This is a genomic window from Candidatus Melainabacteria bacterium, assembly GCA_003963305.1.
Taxonomy (GTDB): domain Bacteria; phylum Cyanobacteriota; class Vampirovibrionia; order Obscuribacterales; family Obscuribacteraceae; genus PALSA-1081.
The window spans coordinates 191,057-208,012 of record RXJR01000020.1; the positions used below are offsets into that span (position 1 = coordinate 191,057).

Here is a 16,956-nt window from a genome sequence, read left to right on the forward strand (position 1 = left end):
AAAGCAATGGAAATCCTCTCAATTCGATAGGATTTAATGTTATACCAACAGGCTGGGCTTCTTCAGCGATGTGCAGGGGCGGAATCGGGCTCGACATACTTCAAATAGAGCCAGATCGCAATACTGACGATGACTATCAAAATGGTGGAAACAGCCGAACCAAAAGCCCAATCACGCACCGTTAGAAATTGATTCTGAATCAGGTTGCCTATAAACATCGTTTTGGCACCACCTAGAAGATCGGGCGTAACATAATCACCCAGAGCAGGCACAAAGACCATGATGCTGCCTGCCACCATTCCTTTTGATGAGAGCGGCAGTGTTACTTTCAAAAAAGATTGCCACGGCGTAGCACCAAGGTCAGCAGCGGCTTCCAGCAGACGAACATCCAGCTTTTCCAGTGATGCATAAAGTGGCAACACCATGAACGGCAGGTAGTTATAAACCATTCCTAACAGCACCGCCCACGGTGTGTATAGAATCACCGGACAGTTTTGCCACCCAAGCGAATGCAAAGTTTCTGTGAGCAAACCAGTGGGCCGAAGTATCGTCATCCAGGCATAAATACGCAACAGAAAAGACGTCCATAGCGGTGCCACCATAAGCGTCATGAAAAAATTTTGTCTGGCTTTGGGCACGGAAAATGCCAGCCACATAGAAAAAAGCGTGCCCAGAAATAAGCAAATCGCAGTCGTAGATGAAGCCAACACTAAAGAACGAAAAAGCGATTTGAGATAAGGACCGCTAAAAAATCGAAAGTAATTCTCGAAGTTCAAACCAAGGACGATTTGCCCCAGGTCATCCCGACTGCCAAGGCTGTATACAAGAAGAATGGCAAGTGGCAAAACCATAAACACAGAAAGCCACAATCCGGCCGGCAACAGAATCAACTGCCCCTTGCTCCAGGGCAAACCGACAGAACCGTGCTTCTTGATTACTGTATTCATAACGGTCAATAGACTAGCAAAAGGCGACCACGTAAGTAGCCCCTAAGTAGCCCCGGAAACTCTCTTGATTTCATACAAGGCCCGGCAAACCGGGTCTAATTCCAGACCAGACAGGCACAACATTATCAAAAGTACACCTTTTCTCCAGCCAGCTCGCCCCATTTGCAAGAATAGACTTGGCTAACCCCAAACGGATAAAGAACTTGCGCGTTATTTTTCTCGGCACACCTGACTTCGCAGTCCCAACTCTGCAGCAACTTATCGACTTCCCGCACACCGATGTAGTTGCGGTTGTCACTCAACCCGACCGTCCATCAGGACGCGGCAACAAAATGCATGCACCGCCAACCAAAGTGCTCGCCGAGCAGCACAACATCAAAGTTTTTCAACCGGCAAAGCTTTCCAAATCACCAGAAATCGTACAAGCCATGCGAGACCTGCAGCCAGACTTGATCGTTATGGTGGCATTTGGTCAGATTTTGAAAAAAGAAGTATTGAACATGCCGCCCAAAGGCGTGATCAACGTACACGCCTCACTTCTTCCTAAGCTGCGCGGTGCGGCTCCGCTGAACTGGTCGATCATCAACGGCGACACCACTGCCGGTGTCACTACGATGTTCACAGAAGCCGGTGTCGACAATGGACCAATGCTGCTCAAGAAGGAAACACATATTGACGACGAGATGAACGCCGAGCAACTGGCCAGAATACTGGCAGTCGATGGCGCCTACTTGCTCATCGAAACCATACAAAAGCTGCTCGACGGCACGCTCGTTGCCGAGCGGCAAGATGATTCGCAGGCGACCCTGGCACCTATGCTCGACAAAGAGTTGGGAAGAGTAAAGTGGAGCAACTCCGCAAAAAACATCCACAATCTCGTGCGCGGCATTGTTCCATGGCCGGGTGCTTTCACTATCTTCAATAATGCACCGCTCAAAATCTGGAAAACCAAGGCGGCAGAAAATTCTGAAACGAAAATGCCAGTTGGCTCGATTGTCAAATCAGGAGACAAAATTCTCGTCGCCTGTGGCTCCGGTGATGAGAGACTGGAGCTACTGGAAGTGCAGCCCCCCAGCAAAGCAAAGATGCAGGCAAAAGATTGGGCCAACGGCGCGCATCTGAAAAGCGGAGATATGTTTCATAGTGAATTGATTGAAGAACTTACCAGCGCCGGAGAAACACAGCGATGACCACGGCTATCACAGGTTTGACTTCGAGAAAGGTTGCTCTGGAGACTCTTATCAAAGTCGATAAGCAGAAAGCTTATTCAAATCTTGCACTGAATGCGGCATTCAAGCGCTCACAAATGAGCGAGCGAGATCGCGCTTTCGTTACAGCCCTTGTTCAAGGCGTGATGAGAAACAAGCTGCATCTTGATGAAGTGATTCAATCGCTCTCCAGACATCCTCTCAAGAAACTGTCCCCGTCGGTTTTGAATATTCTCCGTCTTTCCATTTTTCAAATCGAAGAGATGTCAGACATTCCGCAGTCAGCAGTCGTCAACGTAGCAGTTGAGCTGGCTAAATCTGGCGGAAACAAAGGACATGCTCCATTCGTTAACGGAGTTTTGCGCAGCTATCTGCGACACAAAGAAAAACAGTCGGAACATCCAGAGATAGTCGAAGCGGACATTGACAGCAGCGAAGAGAAGCTTTCAACAGATTATTCGGTGCCGCAATGGATAGTCAGACGATGGATAGCAAATTTCGGCAAGGAAGAAGCCATCGCCCTCCTCAAGTTCGCGAAGAGCACTCCGCCTGTAATCGTGAGAACTTGCGATACGGCTATAACCCCGGAAGGACTGGAAACAGTCTTTGAAAACAGTGGTATAAAGTTCCACCGCGGCCAGCTTGTCGACTCATGCTTCATCATAGACAAGATGAAAGGTCCACCAGAAAAACAGCCCGGCTACAGCGAAGGACTGTTCAGCGTACAAGACGAAGCGGCCGCATTTGCAGCGATTGTTGTAGAGCCTCAGAAGGGTGACTTCATTATCGACCTGTGCGCGGCGCCTGGCGGCAAGGCTCTTCAGCTCAGCGAAATGCTGGACAACACGGGCAGAGTAATCGCCGTGGATATAAGCGAACCGCGCTTGAATTTAATCAAGAAGAATCGAACCAGATTGGGTTTGAAAAATCTCGAGACGGCTGTCGCCGATGGAAGACAGTATCGAACCGACCGGCTCGCCGACAAAGTTCTGCTCGACGCACCGTGCACCGGAACCGGTGTCATAAATCGCCGCGCTGATTTACGCTATCAGAGAGAAGAGCTCGATATTGAGGCTCTGGTTGAGTTACAGAGAGAATTGCTGGCCAATGCATCGACGCTGGTAAAGCCCGGCGGCACTCTAACCTACTCGACGTGCTCTCTGGAGCCGGAAGAAAACTTTGATAACATCAGGTGGTTTTTGCGCGAATTTGAAGACTTCGAAGCGGATGACTTTTCCCATTTGATACCAGCACAAATTCGAGAACAATGCTCGGTGACGTCCGGTCCAATGTGCAAAACGGAAGCGGAGATGAACAGGCTCTGCCAGATCCAACTGCTTCCGACACAGCACGGTGTCTCAGGCTTTTTTATTGCTCGCATGAGGAGAAAAGGGAATCAAGGCTAACGGCGGAAATAGTCAGATCCTATTTGAGAGGAACGAAACGTGTTAATTGAACTAGGAATTGCAGCAGCAGTCTTGTATGTTCTCTCCGGTGTAAAAGTCATCAAAGAATATGACAGGCTGGTCGTCTTCACTCTTGGCAAAGTGAACAATGTGATTGGACCAGGCATTCAGGTAGTTTTTCCCGGTATTCAGAATACGAAAAAAGTGGATCTGCGCATCATCACGATGGGCGTTCCGATGCAGGAAATTATCACCAAAGACAATATTTCCTGTAAAACTGCAGCGGTGTGTTTCTTCCAAATTACCGATCCGTACAAAGCGGTAACCAAAATCGAAGACCCAATCACAGCCACGAATCAGATTGCGCAAACGACATTGCGCAGCATTCTCGGTCAACACGAATTGGACGAGATCCTGACGGAGCGAGATGCAATCAACGCCAAGCTGTCAGATATCATCGACAGACAAACTGAAGGCTGGGGCATCAAAGTTATCGCAGTCGAGCTGAAAGACGTTGAAATTCCCGAGCAGATGCAGCGAGCCATGGCAAGACAAGCTGAAGCAGAACGAGAACGGCGAGCCAAAATCGTGGCTGCAGAAGGAGAATTTCAGGCAGCTGAAAGATTGGCAGCTGCAGCCAATGTAATTGCATCTCAACCGGGCGCAATGCAATTGAGACAATTGCAGACCATGGTGGAGATCTCATCTGAACAGAAATCAACAGTGATCATTCCGATCCCCATGGAACTGCTCGAATTCGCAAAAAATGCTGTACCCAAGCAATCAATCAAAGTGGTAGCTGATGAAAAAAATCCGGTCGAATAGACCAGGCTAATCCGCTCAGCTCTCGCTCACTTGCTGTTTCAAATATTCCGAAAGAGTGGTCTGTTTAGGACGCTTCAATATCCAACTGCAGGCCTCGACAACAGCTGCCTGCAACTGAACATCAGGCGATGGGTCGACAGCAGCCTCGAAAATTAGCTTATAAGCTGCTATTCCCTCACCATACCAGAGGAAGATGCGTGTCTTTTCACCTTTGCCGAAGTTGATGAGCAGATGGTCTATATCCTGGGAAGGGGTGACATCAAAATTTCGCTCGTAGTCGGCAATCACGTCGCCGCCTCCGCTCGCATCAAAACCGGCTTTGCATTTACCGAACATGCCCGCGGCAAAAGCGCGCCCACGGCAGATAATCAAGGCATCATTTTTACGTTTGTAAGTCAGCCAACCTCGCCAGTTCTGAGGTACTTTCGCGGCAAGACTGACACCAATTTCAGACTCGATAGACTGCAATAGATAAAGGCACTCGGCAGTCATTTCTGTCACGCCGCGCGCCGCTTCTTCTTTGGCAATCAGCTCAGCTTCGAGTTCTAGAAGTTTAAAATGAAACACGTCAATCTCTTACGCATCTAAATTATGTTCAGTTCTTTTAGAGCAAGCATAACAGCCATAAGCAGCATCACTACACCAAAACCTCTCCGAAGAAAAGAATCTTTCAATCGCAAAGAAAGCAGGCTGCCAAGCCATGCGCCAGGCACGGCACCAGCCACCATGGAGAGGGCGAGATGAAAATCCATATGCCCCTGACTGGCATGCGTCAAAGTCCCCGGAATCGACACAGCAGCGATAACGAGCAAAGAGGTTCCGAATGCCGCCTTCACCGAAATATTGAACGTGTAGAGAAGACACGGCACGAGAATAAAGCCGCCTCCGACCCCGAAGAACCCCGCCAGAAAACCCGCCCAGAAGCCAATGCCAATGGCTACATGAGTGGGAACGACGGGCGCAACCTCATAGTCGGCAGCATTGCTTTCTCGTTTCTTTCGCGTCAATGACTCGCCTATGCCCAGAGCCAGGTCTAAACCTGCAACACTGGCAAAAATCGAAAACAGAATCATCAAAATAACCGGTTGCACGTAGTGAGTGCCGACCGCACCGAGCACCGTTCCCAGCACCGCCGAAGGAGCTAACAACTTCGCCAGACGCAAATCGATTTGCTTTTGTTTGATGTAATTGACGGCACCGACAATGGCAGTTGGAATAATCAACGCCATCGTCGTGCCTACGGCCACATGTGGTGACACGTTGAGAACAAGGCGTATTACCGGAGTGCAGAAAATGCCGCCGCCGACTCCAAAAGCACCAGATAAGATACCAGTAAGTAAACCAATCAGAAAAGTTTCAACGGTAGAAACGAGATCGATTGTCACATGTATGCCGCTACGAGTTTACCGAGGTCGGGATTGTCATAAACCATCTGATCGAACATCGGATTTTTTACAAGTCTGCGGGCCGTCGCTTTATCTCTACGAATAGCGCGATACATGCCCTCCGGGTCTAGCGCGACGACTTTGTCGGCTTCACCATTTTTTGCCAGGCGACGAGCTACTGTTTTCCATTTAGTCAGTCGCCGGCATAAGTAGTGGTCAGCCTCAGCGATTTCGCCAAGGCGAGGATGCTTGGCCAACTCCAGAGCGGCAGTGTAGTGCGTCGTAATCGCTGCCACTATGCCTGGATCAGACTGAGCAACTTTATCAAGCCAGTGGTATTTAGCCATCTGTACGGCCGTGCGGCGATCGCTTCTAACATCGGTCGTAGAATATTTCTTCGAAACAGATGCTGTAACTGGTGCGCTCGCATTGGAAGCGCCAGCGGTGGTGGTATCAGCACTGGTGCTGCGTGTGCTGCTGCTGCTGCTGCGCATGGTGTTACCGGTGCGCGTATCTGTTGTCTTGGTCGCTGTCGTTTCCGAGACGGCACTGACAGGCGGTCTGAGGGAAGGGTCTGACGACTGAGCAGGGGCGGCTACGACCGAAATTGAGAGGGCGAAGAAAATCGCAAAAAGGAATTGACTGCGATAGATAACATTGCTCATGCATAACCTCAATTCCGCTTACGAAAGAATTCTAACATGGCTGTACAATGATGATTGAGGCTGAGCCAATGACTAATCCGTACGATTCCGAATCAGATTCGAAAGATCAAAAGCTGACGCAGAAAGCTGAAGGTGAGAGCAGCGAGACGCAGAGACTTTCACTTGACGACCTCGTATCCCGCGAGTCGAAAGCGTTTGCCATCGATCAAGGTCAGGTCGGCAAAGCCAGACTGCCCGGCAGCGACCTGAACAAGTTCATCAGCAAGGGTCTGACGCCAGAGCTCGGGCGAGAACTGTCAGGTCAAAAAGCCAATCCATCGCTGAGCGAACAGCCTCGTGAATTCAAGTGGGCGAACACGAAAGATATCTCAAATACATCTCGTATAAGCAGTTTTGCGCCCGGTGGTCCACAGTTTTTGCAATTACGCAAATCAGAGTTCATCAAACCCGACGAAAAACCAATCGGTGAACTTAAAGTTGCAGTCGATAATTTTTTAAAGAATACTGCCCGCGAGGACGACAAAAACCTCACCGCAGCTGAGGTTCTGGAGCTCGAGCAGACTCGCTGGGCCATTGAAAATGCCACAAACACCCCGGATCTACTCTCAAATACACTTCATCTAGCCAGACTTTATCAACATCTGCGTTATATTGATGAAGCCAAAAAGGCAGTGGAGTTTTCCCTAGGCATCGACCCGGAGCATATGTTAGGTAAGCAAGTTTTTTCAGAGCTGGAGCGCATGCATCCAGCAGATATGGGAAGTACCACGATCACACCATCTGCGGTGCCGCTTTCCCTGACGAAAAGTGTTTTACGGAAACGAATTCAGGGGTTGAGCGATGGCAGAGTAATTGTCATCGGTGACCTTCTCATCGATGAACTGCTGGAAGGCAAGCCCGAGCGGATTTCGCGCGAAGCTCCAGTGCTTATTCTCGAACACGTCGACACCGAGCTGATTCCAGGCGGCGCAGCCAACACGGCTCACAACATCTCTGCTCTGGGCGGCATCTGCCACGCCATCGGTGTTTGTGGTGACGATGAGTACGCTAACAAGCTCGAAAGCGTCCTTGAAGAGTGCGGCATTACTCATGCGCTCGTCAAAGATCCAACCAGACCAACTACGGTCAAAACCAGAATCGTCTCCAAGTCGCACTCGCTCATGCAGCAACTCTTGCGCCTGGACCGCATTTCACATGAGCCCTTGAGCAAAGAAATAGAGAACAAACTTGTCACCAAGTTGCGCAACGCCACAACCGGCTACAAAGCAATTGTTTTGTCGGACTATCGTGCCGGAGTAATCTCGGAAAGCGTTATCAACGCCTGCCGAGAAGAAGCGAAGAAAACCAACATTCTTGTAATCGTCGATGCCCAGGGCGACTTCTCTCGATTCAAAGACGTGACCTTGATGACGCCGAATCAACCGGATACTGAAAAGGCAGTCGGATACGCCCTGGAAACGAGCGAAGACTTGCGTCGAGCCGGAGCCGAGATTCTCAAATCTACAAATGCTAAATCGCTGCTTGTGACTCGTGGTCCACACGGCATGGCTTTGTTTCAACAGGGTCAGGAGATGGTGGAAATTCCAGTTTTCAATCGAAGCGACGTGTTCGACGTAACAGGCGCAGGCGATACTGTAGTAGCAACAATGGCTCTGGCCCTTGTATCTGGCGCGACATTCGTAGAAGCCATGGCTTTAGGAAATTTAGCAGCAGGAATAGTAGTTCGAAAATCCGGCACAGCTGTAACCAGCCAGAAAGAGATGTTGGAAAATCTGGAACGCCTCAATCTTCCTGAGAACTAACCAGGACTTAAACAAAGACTGAGCGCTCTGCCATCTGCTGTGCCTGATGCTTGTCAACGAGACGGTTATACATCGGATAGTTTTCATTATCACCGTACATGTGTGGAGCGAATGACTCGAGCAAAGCTTCTTTGTAGGCTATCGGCAGTCTGTCGAACTTAGTGAGAATGTTGCTCCATGACTCAGTCGCCTGTTTGACGAGCTCTTCGTTTCCAGCAAGCAACTCATGAACTTCCGGCCGGCGCTCGATACGGCTGGCATTAAATCGCTCGACAGTGGCACGGTCAGGACAAACGCTTGTCAGGTCCAAGCCGTTGTCGCCTTGTGCTTCATTTGGTACTGCTGCAATTTTGTGCTGTTCGAAAGTCATCTCTCATTCTCCTGGGGGAATCATCGCCCGCTCAACGTATTCAGATGTATCGAGATTGATTCGCTTTTAGACACGCCTCTACGTAGTTTCCCCACAAGAATTTCAAAATATTTTCCTGCCACGATTCCAGGAAATCTTCCCAATAGAAAACTCTATAAATAAAGGGTTCGATCATATATATAGGATTGCCTTCAAGAACGAAAGGCTAATATTTTGCCGCTCGCACTTAGGTATCATGAACTGGAGCGTCGGCATACTCTGCCTCAGACCGTCTTGAAGACGGCGCTCCAGCTCAATTTGCGCACGCAGTCATAAAGAGGTATGAAAATGGCTCAAAGGAAACTGAACCCAATAGACTCAGCGGTCGTCGTCATTTTGTTGCTCTCAGCGACTGGTTTCGGATTGGCAAAGGCTGGACATGCAGGTGTGGACAAGGTCGTAGAGGGCGTAAATAAAGTCGCCATCGACGTTTGTATAACAGGGGTCAAAACCAAAGACCTGGACATTTTCAAAGTCGGCGATCCATGCTCAATAACTATTCGCAATCAGCCGGTCACGCCTGCGATGAAGATTCTCGCAGTCAGCCATACGCCGAAGCAGGTCACCTTCCTCTCGCCTGACGGCAAGAAAGTACTGGCTTTTCCAGACCCAGCCAACCCGATCGCCAACGATTTTCTTGTCACAGTAGGCGACGAAGCGGAAAAAACAGCTGATGGCTTCGTCATCCGCGGCAACAAAATCAAAATCGGCAATCAAATCGACCTGGAAGGCTTTAAATATCGCATACAGGGCGTCGTTGCAGACATCAAACCGATTCAGTAACTGTAATCATGCAAGTGTTCTCTCAAATCGCCAACCTCGCCTCGTTGAACGACGTTGATTCTGCCTGGCAGAAGGCAGTGCAAAGCTCAGCGATAGTGGGCGTGGGCAGCGCCTTCAAGTCAGCAATGTCGAAAATCGACGGCGATGCGGTGCGAAAAGCCGGTTCACTTCTGCAGATGCTTGGATATCTGTCTGCGCTGGTTCTGTTTGCGGCGCTCGGCATGCGTCAGTTCGCAGAAGACAAAGGCGGCCTGGGAATTATTGCGCTGGGCGGCTTCGCCGTCTGGACACTGGGCTATCTGTTGGGCGGAAAAGAATCAAGACGATCGAACGCAGTCGACATCATCGTTTTGATATTTTTCGCCATCAATATAGTTGCGGCATGTGCGTCTCATTATTTCATTCCATCTATAAAAGGATTGCAGAAAATCATCGTCTATATAAGTAGCTATTTCTACTTCACGGCGATACTGCGAGACTCTCCGAAACGGAAGTTGGTGCTTGTTTCAATACTGGTTCTGGCGGGTGTGGTGGAATCGCTTTACGGGTTCGACCAGTTCAGAAATCACGTTCAACCTCTGGCTACATGGGAAGACCCGACGGTTGAATCTCAAGGCACACGCATATTTTCGTGGCTGGGAAATCCAAACCTCCTAGCCGGTTACCTCATCCCAATCTGTCCGCTGGCTCTAGCACTGGGTTTCGGCGCTCTCAGCTCGGGTCGATTTTTACTCTCGATTCCCGCCCTGGTTTCGGCAGCGATAATTTGTGTGGCGATAGTTCTGACAGGCAGTCGTGGTGGCTACCTGGCAATCGCTGCGGCCGGCGCTACGATTTCCTGGATGGCAGTGGCAAGGTTCTGGGTGCTCAAGCCAAAGGCGCGAATATTCATCGTCATTCTGAGCATTGCAGTGCCAGTCATCCTTCTACTCGGATTGCACTTCGTGCCGTCGTTCGAACAGAGAGTCACTTCCATCTTCGCAGGCAGAGAGCACAGCTCTAACTCTTACCGCATCAACGTCTGGATAGCATCCTGGCGTATGTTTCTAGACAACTGGTGGATCGGTATCGGTCCAGGCAATCAGGTTTTCCGACTGGCCTACGGGCTCTACATGGTGAGCGGATTCGACGCTCTGGGCACATACTGCGTGCCGCTGGAAGTGGCAGTTGAATGCGGCATTTTCGGACTGGCTGCTTTCGCCCTTTTGTTAATCAGTTTGTTTGCCAGAGCCCACATCAGTTTCTGGTCGACGAATGCCGACAGCAGCAACAAACTCTCTCTAGAGCAATGGCTTACTGCCGGGGCGACTGCAGCATTAATAGGATTGATGGCGCAGGGAATGGTCGATACTGTCTTTTATCGCCCGCAAGTTCACTTCATTTTCTGGCTGGCAGTAGCCCTGATCGTCACTGACAGCAAAGGCTCCAAAAAACCATTAAGCAGAACTCATAATTGATTAAATCATTCAATTTTGGCGAAAAAGTTTCGAACTTCAGGGCTTAATATTAGAGCCAGCTAATATTTCTACGCTTGCAAAGCATGAGTATACGGAGGTTACGGGGTTGTCTAAAGTCAAAAATCGGGGAAGTTCCCTACTGTTGACAATTTCCGGCTCCTTAAAGGAAGATAATATTAGCAGTTTACTAATATCTGACTGGTTGGTTTAAACAACTTCCCAAGATCAGATCCCCAAACACTCATAAAGCCAATTCACAGTAGGGCAGGAGGGTTCCAACCACATGAAATCCCGTAGAAGACAAGGAGCAACGCTAGGGCTGGTCGCAGTCTGCGTGCTTGTCATTATCGTAGTAGGAATCGGCTGCTTCTTCCTCGCCAAAATCTTTGGCGGTGGACGAGAAGTTGCCAACGCTACTGACGCAGGCGCTTTGAACATCGCGAAAAACGTGATGAGCACCAAAGACGCGAACGTCGGTGTGTTTATCGATGATAGCGACCCATCGAAATATCCAGACTTTGTTCAATGCGCTGATCCTCTTCCAACCAAGCGAATCACGCTTTTGACCTACAACCGATGCGTTGCACAAGCATTGCTTGTGGCTTTGAACGCTCAGGCAGAAACAGCCGCCGGCTCGACTCAAGCAAATGGCAATGCTGCAAAAGTATTGGCAGAGCTGACCAGACTCGGCACAGACTTGAGAGCAAAACTCCAGGATAACCAGTTAACCTCCTATTTCGACAAAGTCGCAAACGACACCAGAATGTGGGGCAACAATCCTGTCAAAGTCGACACTTCGAAAGCCAATACTTACGTAACAGCTTTCATGAAGCCTAAGCAATCGACCAACGTGTACTTCTATGCAGCCAGTTTGCCAGGCTCCGTGCCAGGCACACCAAGTGGTGTCGGTGATCTTCCAAGCAACTGGAACACACAGACAGCATCGGCTCAGCTCAAACCGCCCGCCAGTACATATCAACGCAGCTACCTTGCTGGTTACGAGAACATAGTCGTACCTGGCGTAGGAAGCATCATGGGCGTCCCCGTGTTCCCTCAACAGAACCCCCACTTGGTTGCTAAAACTGAATTCGACGCAGCCGCCGCAGCTCCTGCTACTTACATTCCGCCTAACGCATTCAGCGTAGCTTCAAGCTCCACTGAATCGAAATCAGGCGTAGTCGGTGGTGCAGTTGCCGCAGCAATCGTCGGTGCAGTCAAACTGAACACAGCCAACAACAACTATGACTGGCCGGCAGCCATCCCTGGCGGCTACATCGAAATTCAAAACCCAGCTGGAAACACTCTTCCTGCAGGGTACAGAGGACTCGACCAGAGCGACAACATCTTCAACTGGGAGTTGTACAACGGACCGGGCATCGAAGTTGCACCAGTCGGTGCTGACGGTGCTGCCTATACCACCAACGTTGGTGCCGTAAATGCATGGGCCGATTACAACAACTCAACCGGTGCAGACACTAACGGACACGATCCAGCGCTCTACCCACCGACCCTCGGATTCGCGAACAACACCATCTTCACAACGACTCAATCGTCTGCAGCTGGCACAACAGCGACAAACGATGCGTTCTTGCTGACGATCAAAAACAAACCAGTCAACTGCCTGACTCTGTTGCAGCAGAACAACTGGGGCTACCCATGCGACAAGTTCTTGTCATCCATGGAAGGCGCTTACGGCCGCACTCCAGTATCTGGAGCCGGAACGGACCCACGCGACTCTCTACCGATGTACTCAAACGTAGATCTGGTCAAGGGTCAAGTAATCGCAGCCTTCCAGAGCGGTGCTAAGAGCGTAAGCATCAGTGCACCTAGTGGTACCAGCGGATTGGGTGTATATCCGAACGGTGTCTACGGTTCCAACCCAACACCTTACTTTGATGCACCAATCCAGAGAACAGGCACCATCGATGCACTACTCGACCAGGTCACAGGTGCAACAGCAGCTCCTGGTTACACAAACTGCACGAAGGCTAAGATCATCGCTTCAATGAGCGAGCGCTGCTATGAAATCAAACCAGACGCGACGCCAGCCGAGATCGCTGCACTATGGCAACAAGATTTGCCAATGGGCAAGACCTTCTACATCTACCTGGATACAACAACCAACAAACTGATCATCAGCGAAACGCAACCTCCTACCTACAAGGGTGCGACTCCTGACGGCAATCCGAACGATACCAATACCGTTTGTGTGAGCCAATACGGTTTGACAGGCAACTTGATCGACGTGCCAATCGGTGGAACCCCAGCAGACCTCAACCTGCATGAAGTCCCATACGAAAACCACAGCGGCAACTTGCAAGGACAAGACCACGCAACCTGGGTACTTTCAAGTGGATATCAAAACCTGCTCGGAAAACTCCAGTTTGCCAACACGACCACTGGTAATGTTGAAAACTTCAGCAGACCAAACTAGTCCGAACCTACTGTGAAATGCATGAGACCGGTCCTGTCTAGTATGATCTAGATGGGACCGGTTTCTAATGCAGTGCTATGCACCAACACAACTGATAACGGAGAATCGAATTGGATATTGTGGACGACAAAATCTTGAAATCTCGGTTGGCGCTTTTTGCAACCACTCTGCAAATCGCTGTCTGCAACCTTCCAGCATTGGCTCAGCTGCCGGCACAGAAAGCTTATCCTCCAACTAAATCAGCAACTGGTACGGCCATGCAGAAGCCTCAGCGGAAGGGCGGCCTTCAAACCACCCCACCAAACGACTGGGCAATCGAACCACTGAAAGACAAAGTCGATCTGCCGAACTTGCCAAACTTCACAGGTCACGCGAAATTTATTATGGGCACAGTGCATCCGTCCGACAAAGGACCAAGCTATGTCATGCATTTTGCAACCAAGGAAGATCACAAGCTTGTTCTGGATTGGTACAAAAACACCCTTAACATGTATGGTTGGAAGATCACCTTCGCAGATGGGCAGGTCGTTACTGCCCAGCTGAAGAATGCTAACTGCGCCGTTTCGGTTAACGATTGCACGGGTCGCAGAGACGGCAATAATTCGGAAATTGAAATCGATTATTCACAACGCAATAAATAAGTTTCTGAATAAGAGTGTAGACAGCAGCGACTGGTTCGGAAACTATATAAAAATCCGGCTCACCAAAGCGGCTCTGCTGCTGGGCGCTTTTATGTTGCCTGTCTTAGGCTGTGCCCCCGGGAAAGCTAATGAAAACAAGTTATTGATTGGCGACCAGGCCATCAGTACCGGGCTGGAAATTCCTGTTCAGAAGCCAATCGATTTGAACTTCCGCAGCAAAGCCGAAATTTTAGAACTGAGACGCCACTATGTAGCTCTTACACCAAATCTGGTGGCACAACCGTATGAGCCATCGGCGGAAGTTTTTGGCGCTATCGAAGACAACAAACCCTGGTGGGGACTTGCAGGTCAGGGCATCTGGGGTCCAGGCTCCAACAGCGCCCTCGGACCGGCGGAGGAATCGCGTTTCATTGCCAACCCATTTCTTCTTGCCGGTGCAAATCCAGCAGTTGTAGAAATCTGGGACCCAGACAAGGTTCACGATGAAGACTGGCAGCGCAGCGACTTTCCGGTTTGCTGGCAGCCAAATTTCATTAAGTGGTGGCCCCAGCAGTCTTTAATGCAGGTTGAATATCCAGTTTCACAATTCAATCAAGACCTATATAACTGGCGCATGAAGATGCGCTCACAGGAGATAACACCAGCCTTCGGAGTCGTCGCTTACAACGCGGTCGATTTCAATCTCAACTGGATCTACATCGATACGGCACGCTCTCTTAATATCGAAAACATCAATCACCCGCCGGCTGAGGCTGTGAAAATCGGTCAATACATACATTGTGGTGGCACGTGCGGAATTGCCGGCGGCTGCAATAACATGAGCCCGGAAGTACGCGCCATCGACAAAATCAAATACAAAGCTTTGCCTGCCCGTGTCTGGGTGTCTTTATGGCGAAACAAACCCAGCAACATCAATGTGAAACCAGATATGGTGGTATACATCGATCTGAAATAAAACGTGCAAAAACTTCCAGAGCATTTTCGTACCAGAGCATTTCTCACCAGTTCTTTTCAACCAAAAATTAAAGTCACCATCCAAACTTTTCAATTTTGATACCACTTGATTAGTGGTATCAAAAATTTCTTCGAAACACTTTGAATTATAGGTCGCTCCAGAAGCTGCCAGCTATGGGGCTTTCAGAGAACGAGGTTTACAGCAGGTGGAAACCAGTAAAAACCCTAGGCAATTTGGGTTGGCATGAGGATACGATGATCTATAGCAGCCGCCAGGCTCTGTGAAAGCACGAGAAAGATTAACCAACCGACTCATCTGGCGGCCAGTTTTAAAAAGTGTAGAGGGGCAAGTGTTAGTTGGCAGACTACACAGCCCCTCTCTTCTTTTGCAAATCGTTGAAACAATACGGAGCGCTCGCGGCGTCTCGCGGACATGGAGCGCACCCGTCTCGCGGGCATGGAGCGCACCATCGATTGGTCAGCCAATGGATCCGATTAAACCATCACGATAAGTGAGCGCCAGCAACCTGAGCAAATCCAATCTTTGATCATTGAAGAAATGCTACCGCGCGGGTTTGCGCGGCCGAAGCACCAACGAACGGAATAGGGAAAAACGCGACCTTGAAACCGTGCGGCGGTAGTTTATCCAGATTCGCCAACTGCTGCACGATGTAAAACTCGCTCTCTCTTGCAGCATAATGCGCATCCCAGATTTTCGACTTGTCACCACTGGTTTGAAAGTCTTGCACCATCACCGTGAATGGACGGTCCCAACCGAATGCATCAGTACCGCCGATTTTTGCGCCCTGCTCAATCAGCCAGAGCGTAGATTCTCTGGTCATGCCGGGATAGGCGTAGCGTGACGGGTCAAGCAGATCGAACTTATCATGGTCGGTGCGAATCAGCACCGCATCACCAGGCTTGATTGTATATGACACCGCCTGTAATGCCTTTTGCACGTCCTCAATAGTAATAGATTGTCCGGTCAACTTCTTCGCACTCATATCAAGCACCACAGCATCACAATACAAATCCTCAAGAGGAATCTGGTCAACAGTCTTCGCCGGCGCCCCGCCACACTTGCTGCCATAGTGCCACGGAGCATCAACATGAGTGCCCAGGTGACTGGAAATAGATACGTTATCTTCGGCCCAACCTTCGCCTTCTGGAAGGTCACTATCACTGCATCCAAAAATGTGCCCCATGATTTTGGCGCCCTCGGCGTGTCCGACAAACTCAATGTCTGGAGAGATTATGCGATAAAGAGGCGATAGCGATTCGGGAAACTTATCTTTATCCAGCATTACCAACGGACGAGTCAGGTCAACAATTTTTGTCATCTAATCAATACCCTTTAATTGGCAGCTAAAAGTGGGCAGCCACTGCCATCGAGACCGTAATAGTCTGGCTATTTTGTCCGAGATTTACAAGAACAACATGAGATAACCGTGCACCACTAAGATCAATGAAGCACAGCTCGACTCTTGCGCTGAATGGCTGAGAGCCTGCCATAATATCCTCAACTTCGATATGGGCGACCGCGATGAGATACGAAAAAACATTCACAATTGAGCAAGCAAAAGAACTCTTGCCTGCAGTCAAGCAAATGCTTATCAAAGCCAATGATGAGCTTAAGGCAATTGAGGAGCGCCTGCGCGCGGTCAACGAAGAATTTCAAGACTCTGAACGGGAGTTGGCTACAGTCAAAGCCACAAAAGATGATGCCGCCGAGTTGCAAAGATTACGAGAATGTCGAGCACGGTTTCAGGAGCGCACACAAAAACTCTCTGCGGTACAGCATGAGTATGAAGATTGCCTCTACAAGTGGGTCCACAAGATTACGGATCTGGGCATCATTTTGCGAGACATTCCAACGGGGCTGATAGACTTTCCAGCCGAGAAGGGCGAGACGCAGTATCTGCTGTGCTGGCGCCTGGACGACAAAGATCTTGACTTCTGGCATCTGCCCAACGATGGTTTCATCGGGCGCCGTCCGCTCGCTGTACTGGATGAATATTTTTAGCACCACATATAGTGGCG

General features: G+C 49.8%; 16 protein-coding genes. 10 read left to right on the top strand and 6 right to left on the bottom strand.

Going from position 1 to position 16,956, the window contains the following annotated elements:
* Positions 1 to 62 precede the first annotated feature (62 nt).
* Positions 63 to 947: an ABC transporter permease gene (locus EKK48_19790; GenBank protein RTL39288.1), complete on the bottom strand. Its 885-nt coding sequence runs from the start codon at positions 945 to 947 to the stop codon at positions 63 to 65.
* Between the two features lie 194 nt (positions 948 to 1,141).
* Between EKK48_19790 and EKK48_19795 the strand changes: the two genes are divergently transcribed.
* The 3 genes from EKK48_19795 to EKK48_19805 are packed head-to-tail and all read left to right on the top strand — an operon-like array spanning position 1,142 to position 4,386.
* A complete protein-coding gene (locus EKK48_19795) occupies positions 1,142 to 2,137 on the top strand; it encodes a methionyl-tRNA formyltransferase (protein ID RTL39332.1) in 996 nt (331 codons plus the stop codon).
* Positions 2,134 to 3,561: a 16S rRNA (cytosine(967)-C(5))-methyltransferase RsmB gene (gene rsmB, locus EKK48_19800; GenBank protein ID RTL39289.1), complete on the top strand. Its 1,428-nt coding sequence runs from the start codon at positions 2,134 to 2,136 to the stop codon at positions 3,559 to 3,561. The genes EKK48_19795 and rsmB overlap by 4 nt, the downstream gene beginning before the upstream one ends.
* Before the next feature lie 39 nt (positions 3,562 to 3,600).
* Positions 3,601 to 4,386 carry a slipin family protein gene (locus tag EKK48_19805; GenBank protein ID RTL39290.1) on the top strand — a complete coding sequence of 262 codons (786 nt, stop codon included), beginning with the start codon at positions 3,601 to 3,603 and terminating at the stop codon, positions 4,384 to 4,386.
* Between the two features lie 15 nt (positions 4,387 to 4,401).
* On the opposite strand, the gene EKK48_19810 is transcribed toward EKK48_19805, so the two are convergent.
* Genes EKK48_19810 through EKK48_19820 form a run of 3 tightly spaced genes read right to left on the bottom strand, consistent with a single transcriptional unit; the run spans position 4,402 to position 6,436 of the window.
* The gene (locus tag EKK48_19810; protein ID RTL39291.1) at positions 4,402 to 4,953 is read right to left on the bottom strand and encodes a hypothetical protein; all 552 of its coding nucleotides are present in this window, start codon (positions 4,951 to 4,953) and stop codon (positions 4,402 to 4,404) included.
* A 17-nt stretch (positions 4,954 to 4,970) separates the two neighbouring features.
* The gene (locus EKK48_19815) at positions 4,971 to 5,777 is read right to left on the bottom strand and encodes a sulfite exporter TauE/SafE family protein (GenBank protein ID RTL39292.1); all 807 of its coding nucleotides are present in this window, start codon (positions 5,775 to 5,777) and stop codon (positions 4,971 to 4,973) included.
* Positions 5,768 to 6,436, bottom strand: a complete 669-nt coding sequence (locus tag EKK48_19820; GenBank protein RTL39293.1) for a hypothetical protein — start codon at positions 6,434 to 6,436, stop codon at positions 5,768 to 5,770. Before EKK48_19820 ends, EKK48_19815 begins: the two co-directional genes overlap by 10 nt.
* Positions 6,437 to 6,483: 47 nt before the next feature.
* Here EKK48_19820 and EKK48_19825 point away from each other — a divergent pair, with 47 nt between their 5' ends.
* Positions 6,484 to 8,238 (top strand): hypothetical protein, encoded by a 1,755-nt coding sequence (locus EKK48_19825; GenBank protein RTL39294.1) that lies wholly within the window; start codon positions 6,484 to 6,486, stop codon positions 8,236 to 8,238.
* Between the two features lie 7 nt (positions 8,239 to 8,245).
* Here the strand turns inward: EKK48_19825 and EKK48_19830 are convergent, their stop codons facing one another.
* Positions 8,246 to 8,608, bottom strand: a complete 363-nt coding sequence (locus EKK48_19830) for a hypothetical protein (GenBank protein RTL39295.1) — start codon at positions 8,606 to 8,608, stop codon at positions 8,246 to 8,248.
* A gap of 321 nt (positions 8,609 to 8,929) precedes the next feature.
* Between EKK48_19830 and EKK48_19835 the strand changes: the two genes are divergently transcribed.
* The 5 genes from EKK48_19835 (at position 8,930) to EKK48_19855 (ending at position 14,917) form a co-directional block, all read left to right on the top strand.
* Positions 8,930 to 9,430 carry a DUF4330 domain-containing protein gene (locus tag EKK48_19835; protein RTL39296.1) on the top strand — a complete coding sequence of 167 codons (501 nt, stop codon included), beginning with the start codon at positions 8,930 to 8,932 and terminating at the stop codon, positions 9,428 to 9,430.
* Positions 9,431 to 9,438: 8 nt separating this feature from the next.
* Positions 9,439 to 10,887: a hypothetical protein gene (locus EKK48_19840; GenBank protein ID RTL39297.1), complete on the top strand. Its 1,449-nt coding sequence runs from the start codon at positions 9,439 to 9,441 to the stop codon at positions 10,885 to 10,887.
* 283 nt (positions 10,888 to 11,170) lie between these two features.
* A complete protein-coding gene (locus tag EKK48_19845; GenBank protein ID RTL39298.1) occupies positions 11,171 to 13,321 on the top strand; it encodes a hypothetical protein in 2,151 nt (716 codons plus the stop codon).
* A 110-nt stretch (positions 13,322 to 13,431) separates the two neighbouring features.
* A complete protein-coding gene (locus tag EKK48_19850) occupies positions 13,432 to 13,962 on the top strand; it encodes a hypothetical protein (protein ID RTL39299.1) in 531 nt (176 codons plus the stop codon).
* A complete protein-coding gene (locus EKK48_19855; protein ID RTL39300.1) occupies positions 13,931 to 14,917 on the top strand; it encodes a hypothetical protein in 987 nt (328 codons plus the stop codon). Before EKK48_19850 ends, EKK48_19855 begins: the two co-directional genes overlap by 32 nt.
* A 547-nt stretch (positions 14,918 to 15,464) precedes the next feature.
* On the opposite strand, the gene EKK48_19860 is transcribed toward EKK48_19855, so the two are convergent.
* Positions 15,465 to 16,256 (bottom strand): cyclase family protein, encoded by a 792-nt coding sequence (locus EKK48_19860; protein RTL39301.1) that lies wholly within the window; start codon positions 16,254 to 16,256, stop codon positions 15,465 to 15,467.
* Positions 16,257 to 16,459: 203 nt separating this feature from the next.
* Here EKK48_19860 and EKK48_19865 point away from each other — a divergent pair, with 203 nt between their 5' ends.
* Positions 16,460 to 16,939 (top strand): DUF2203 family protein, encoded by a 480-nt coding sequence (locus tag EKK48_19865; GenBank protein ID RTL39302.1) that lies wholly within the window; start codon positions 16,460 to 16,462, stop codon positions 16,937 to 16,939.
* The last annotated feature ends 17 nt before the right edge of the window (positions 16,940 to 16,956 follow it).

Coding starts and splice junctions, on each gene's coding strand:
- EKK48_19830 (RTL39295.1), bottom strand. CDS start 8,608: ATGACTTTCGAACAGCACAAAATTGCAGCAGTACCAAATGAAGCACAA.
- rsmB (RTL39289.1), top strand. CDS start 2,134: ATGACCACGGCTATCACAGGTTTGACTTCGAGAAAGGTTGCTCTGGAG.
- EKK48_19860 (RTL39301.1), bottom strand. CDS start 16,256: ATGACAAAAATTGTTGACCTGACTCGTCCGTTGGTAATGCTGGATAAA.
- EKK48_19835 (RTL39296.1), top strand. CDS start 8,930: ATGAAAATGGCTCAAAGGAAACTGAACCCAATAGACTCAGCGGTCGTC.
- EKK48_19840 (RTL39297.1), top strand. CDS start 9,439: ATGCAAGTGTTCTCTCAAATCGCCAACCTCGCCTCGTTGAACGACGTT.
- EKK48_19820 (RTL39293.1), bottom strand. CDS start 6,436: ATGAGCAATGTTATCTATCGCAGTCAATTCCTTTTTGCGATTTTCTTC.
- EKK48_19845 (RTL39298.1), top strand. CDS start 11,171: ATGAAATCCCGTAGAAGACAAGGAGCAACGCTAGGGCTGGTCGCAGTC.
- EKK48_19790 (RTL39288.1), bottom strand. CDS start 947: ATGAATACAGTAATCAAGAAGCACGGTTCTGTCGGTTTGCCCTGGAGC.
- EKK48_19825 (RTL39294.1), top strand. CDS start 6,484: ATGATGATTGAGGCTGAGCCAATGACTAATCCGTACGATTCCGAATCA.
- EKK48_19865 (RTL39302.1), top strand. CDS start 16,460: ATGAGATACGAAAAAACATTCACAATTGAGCAAGCAAAAGAACTCTTG.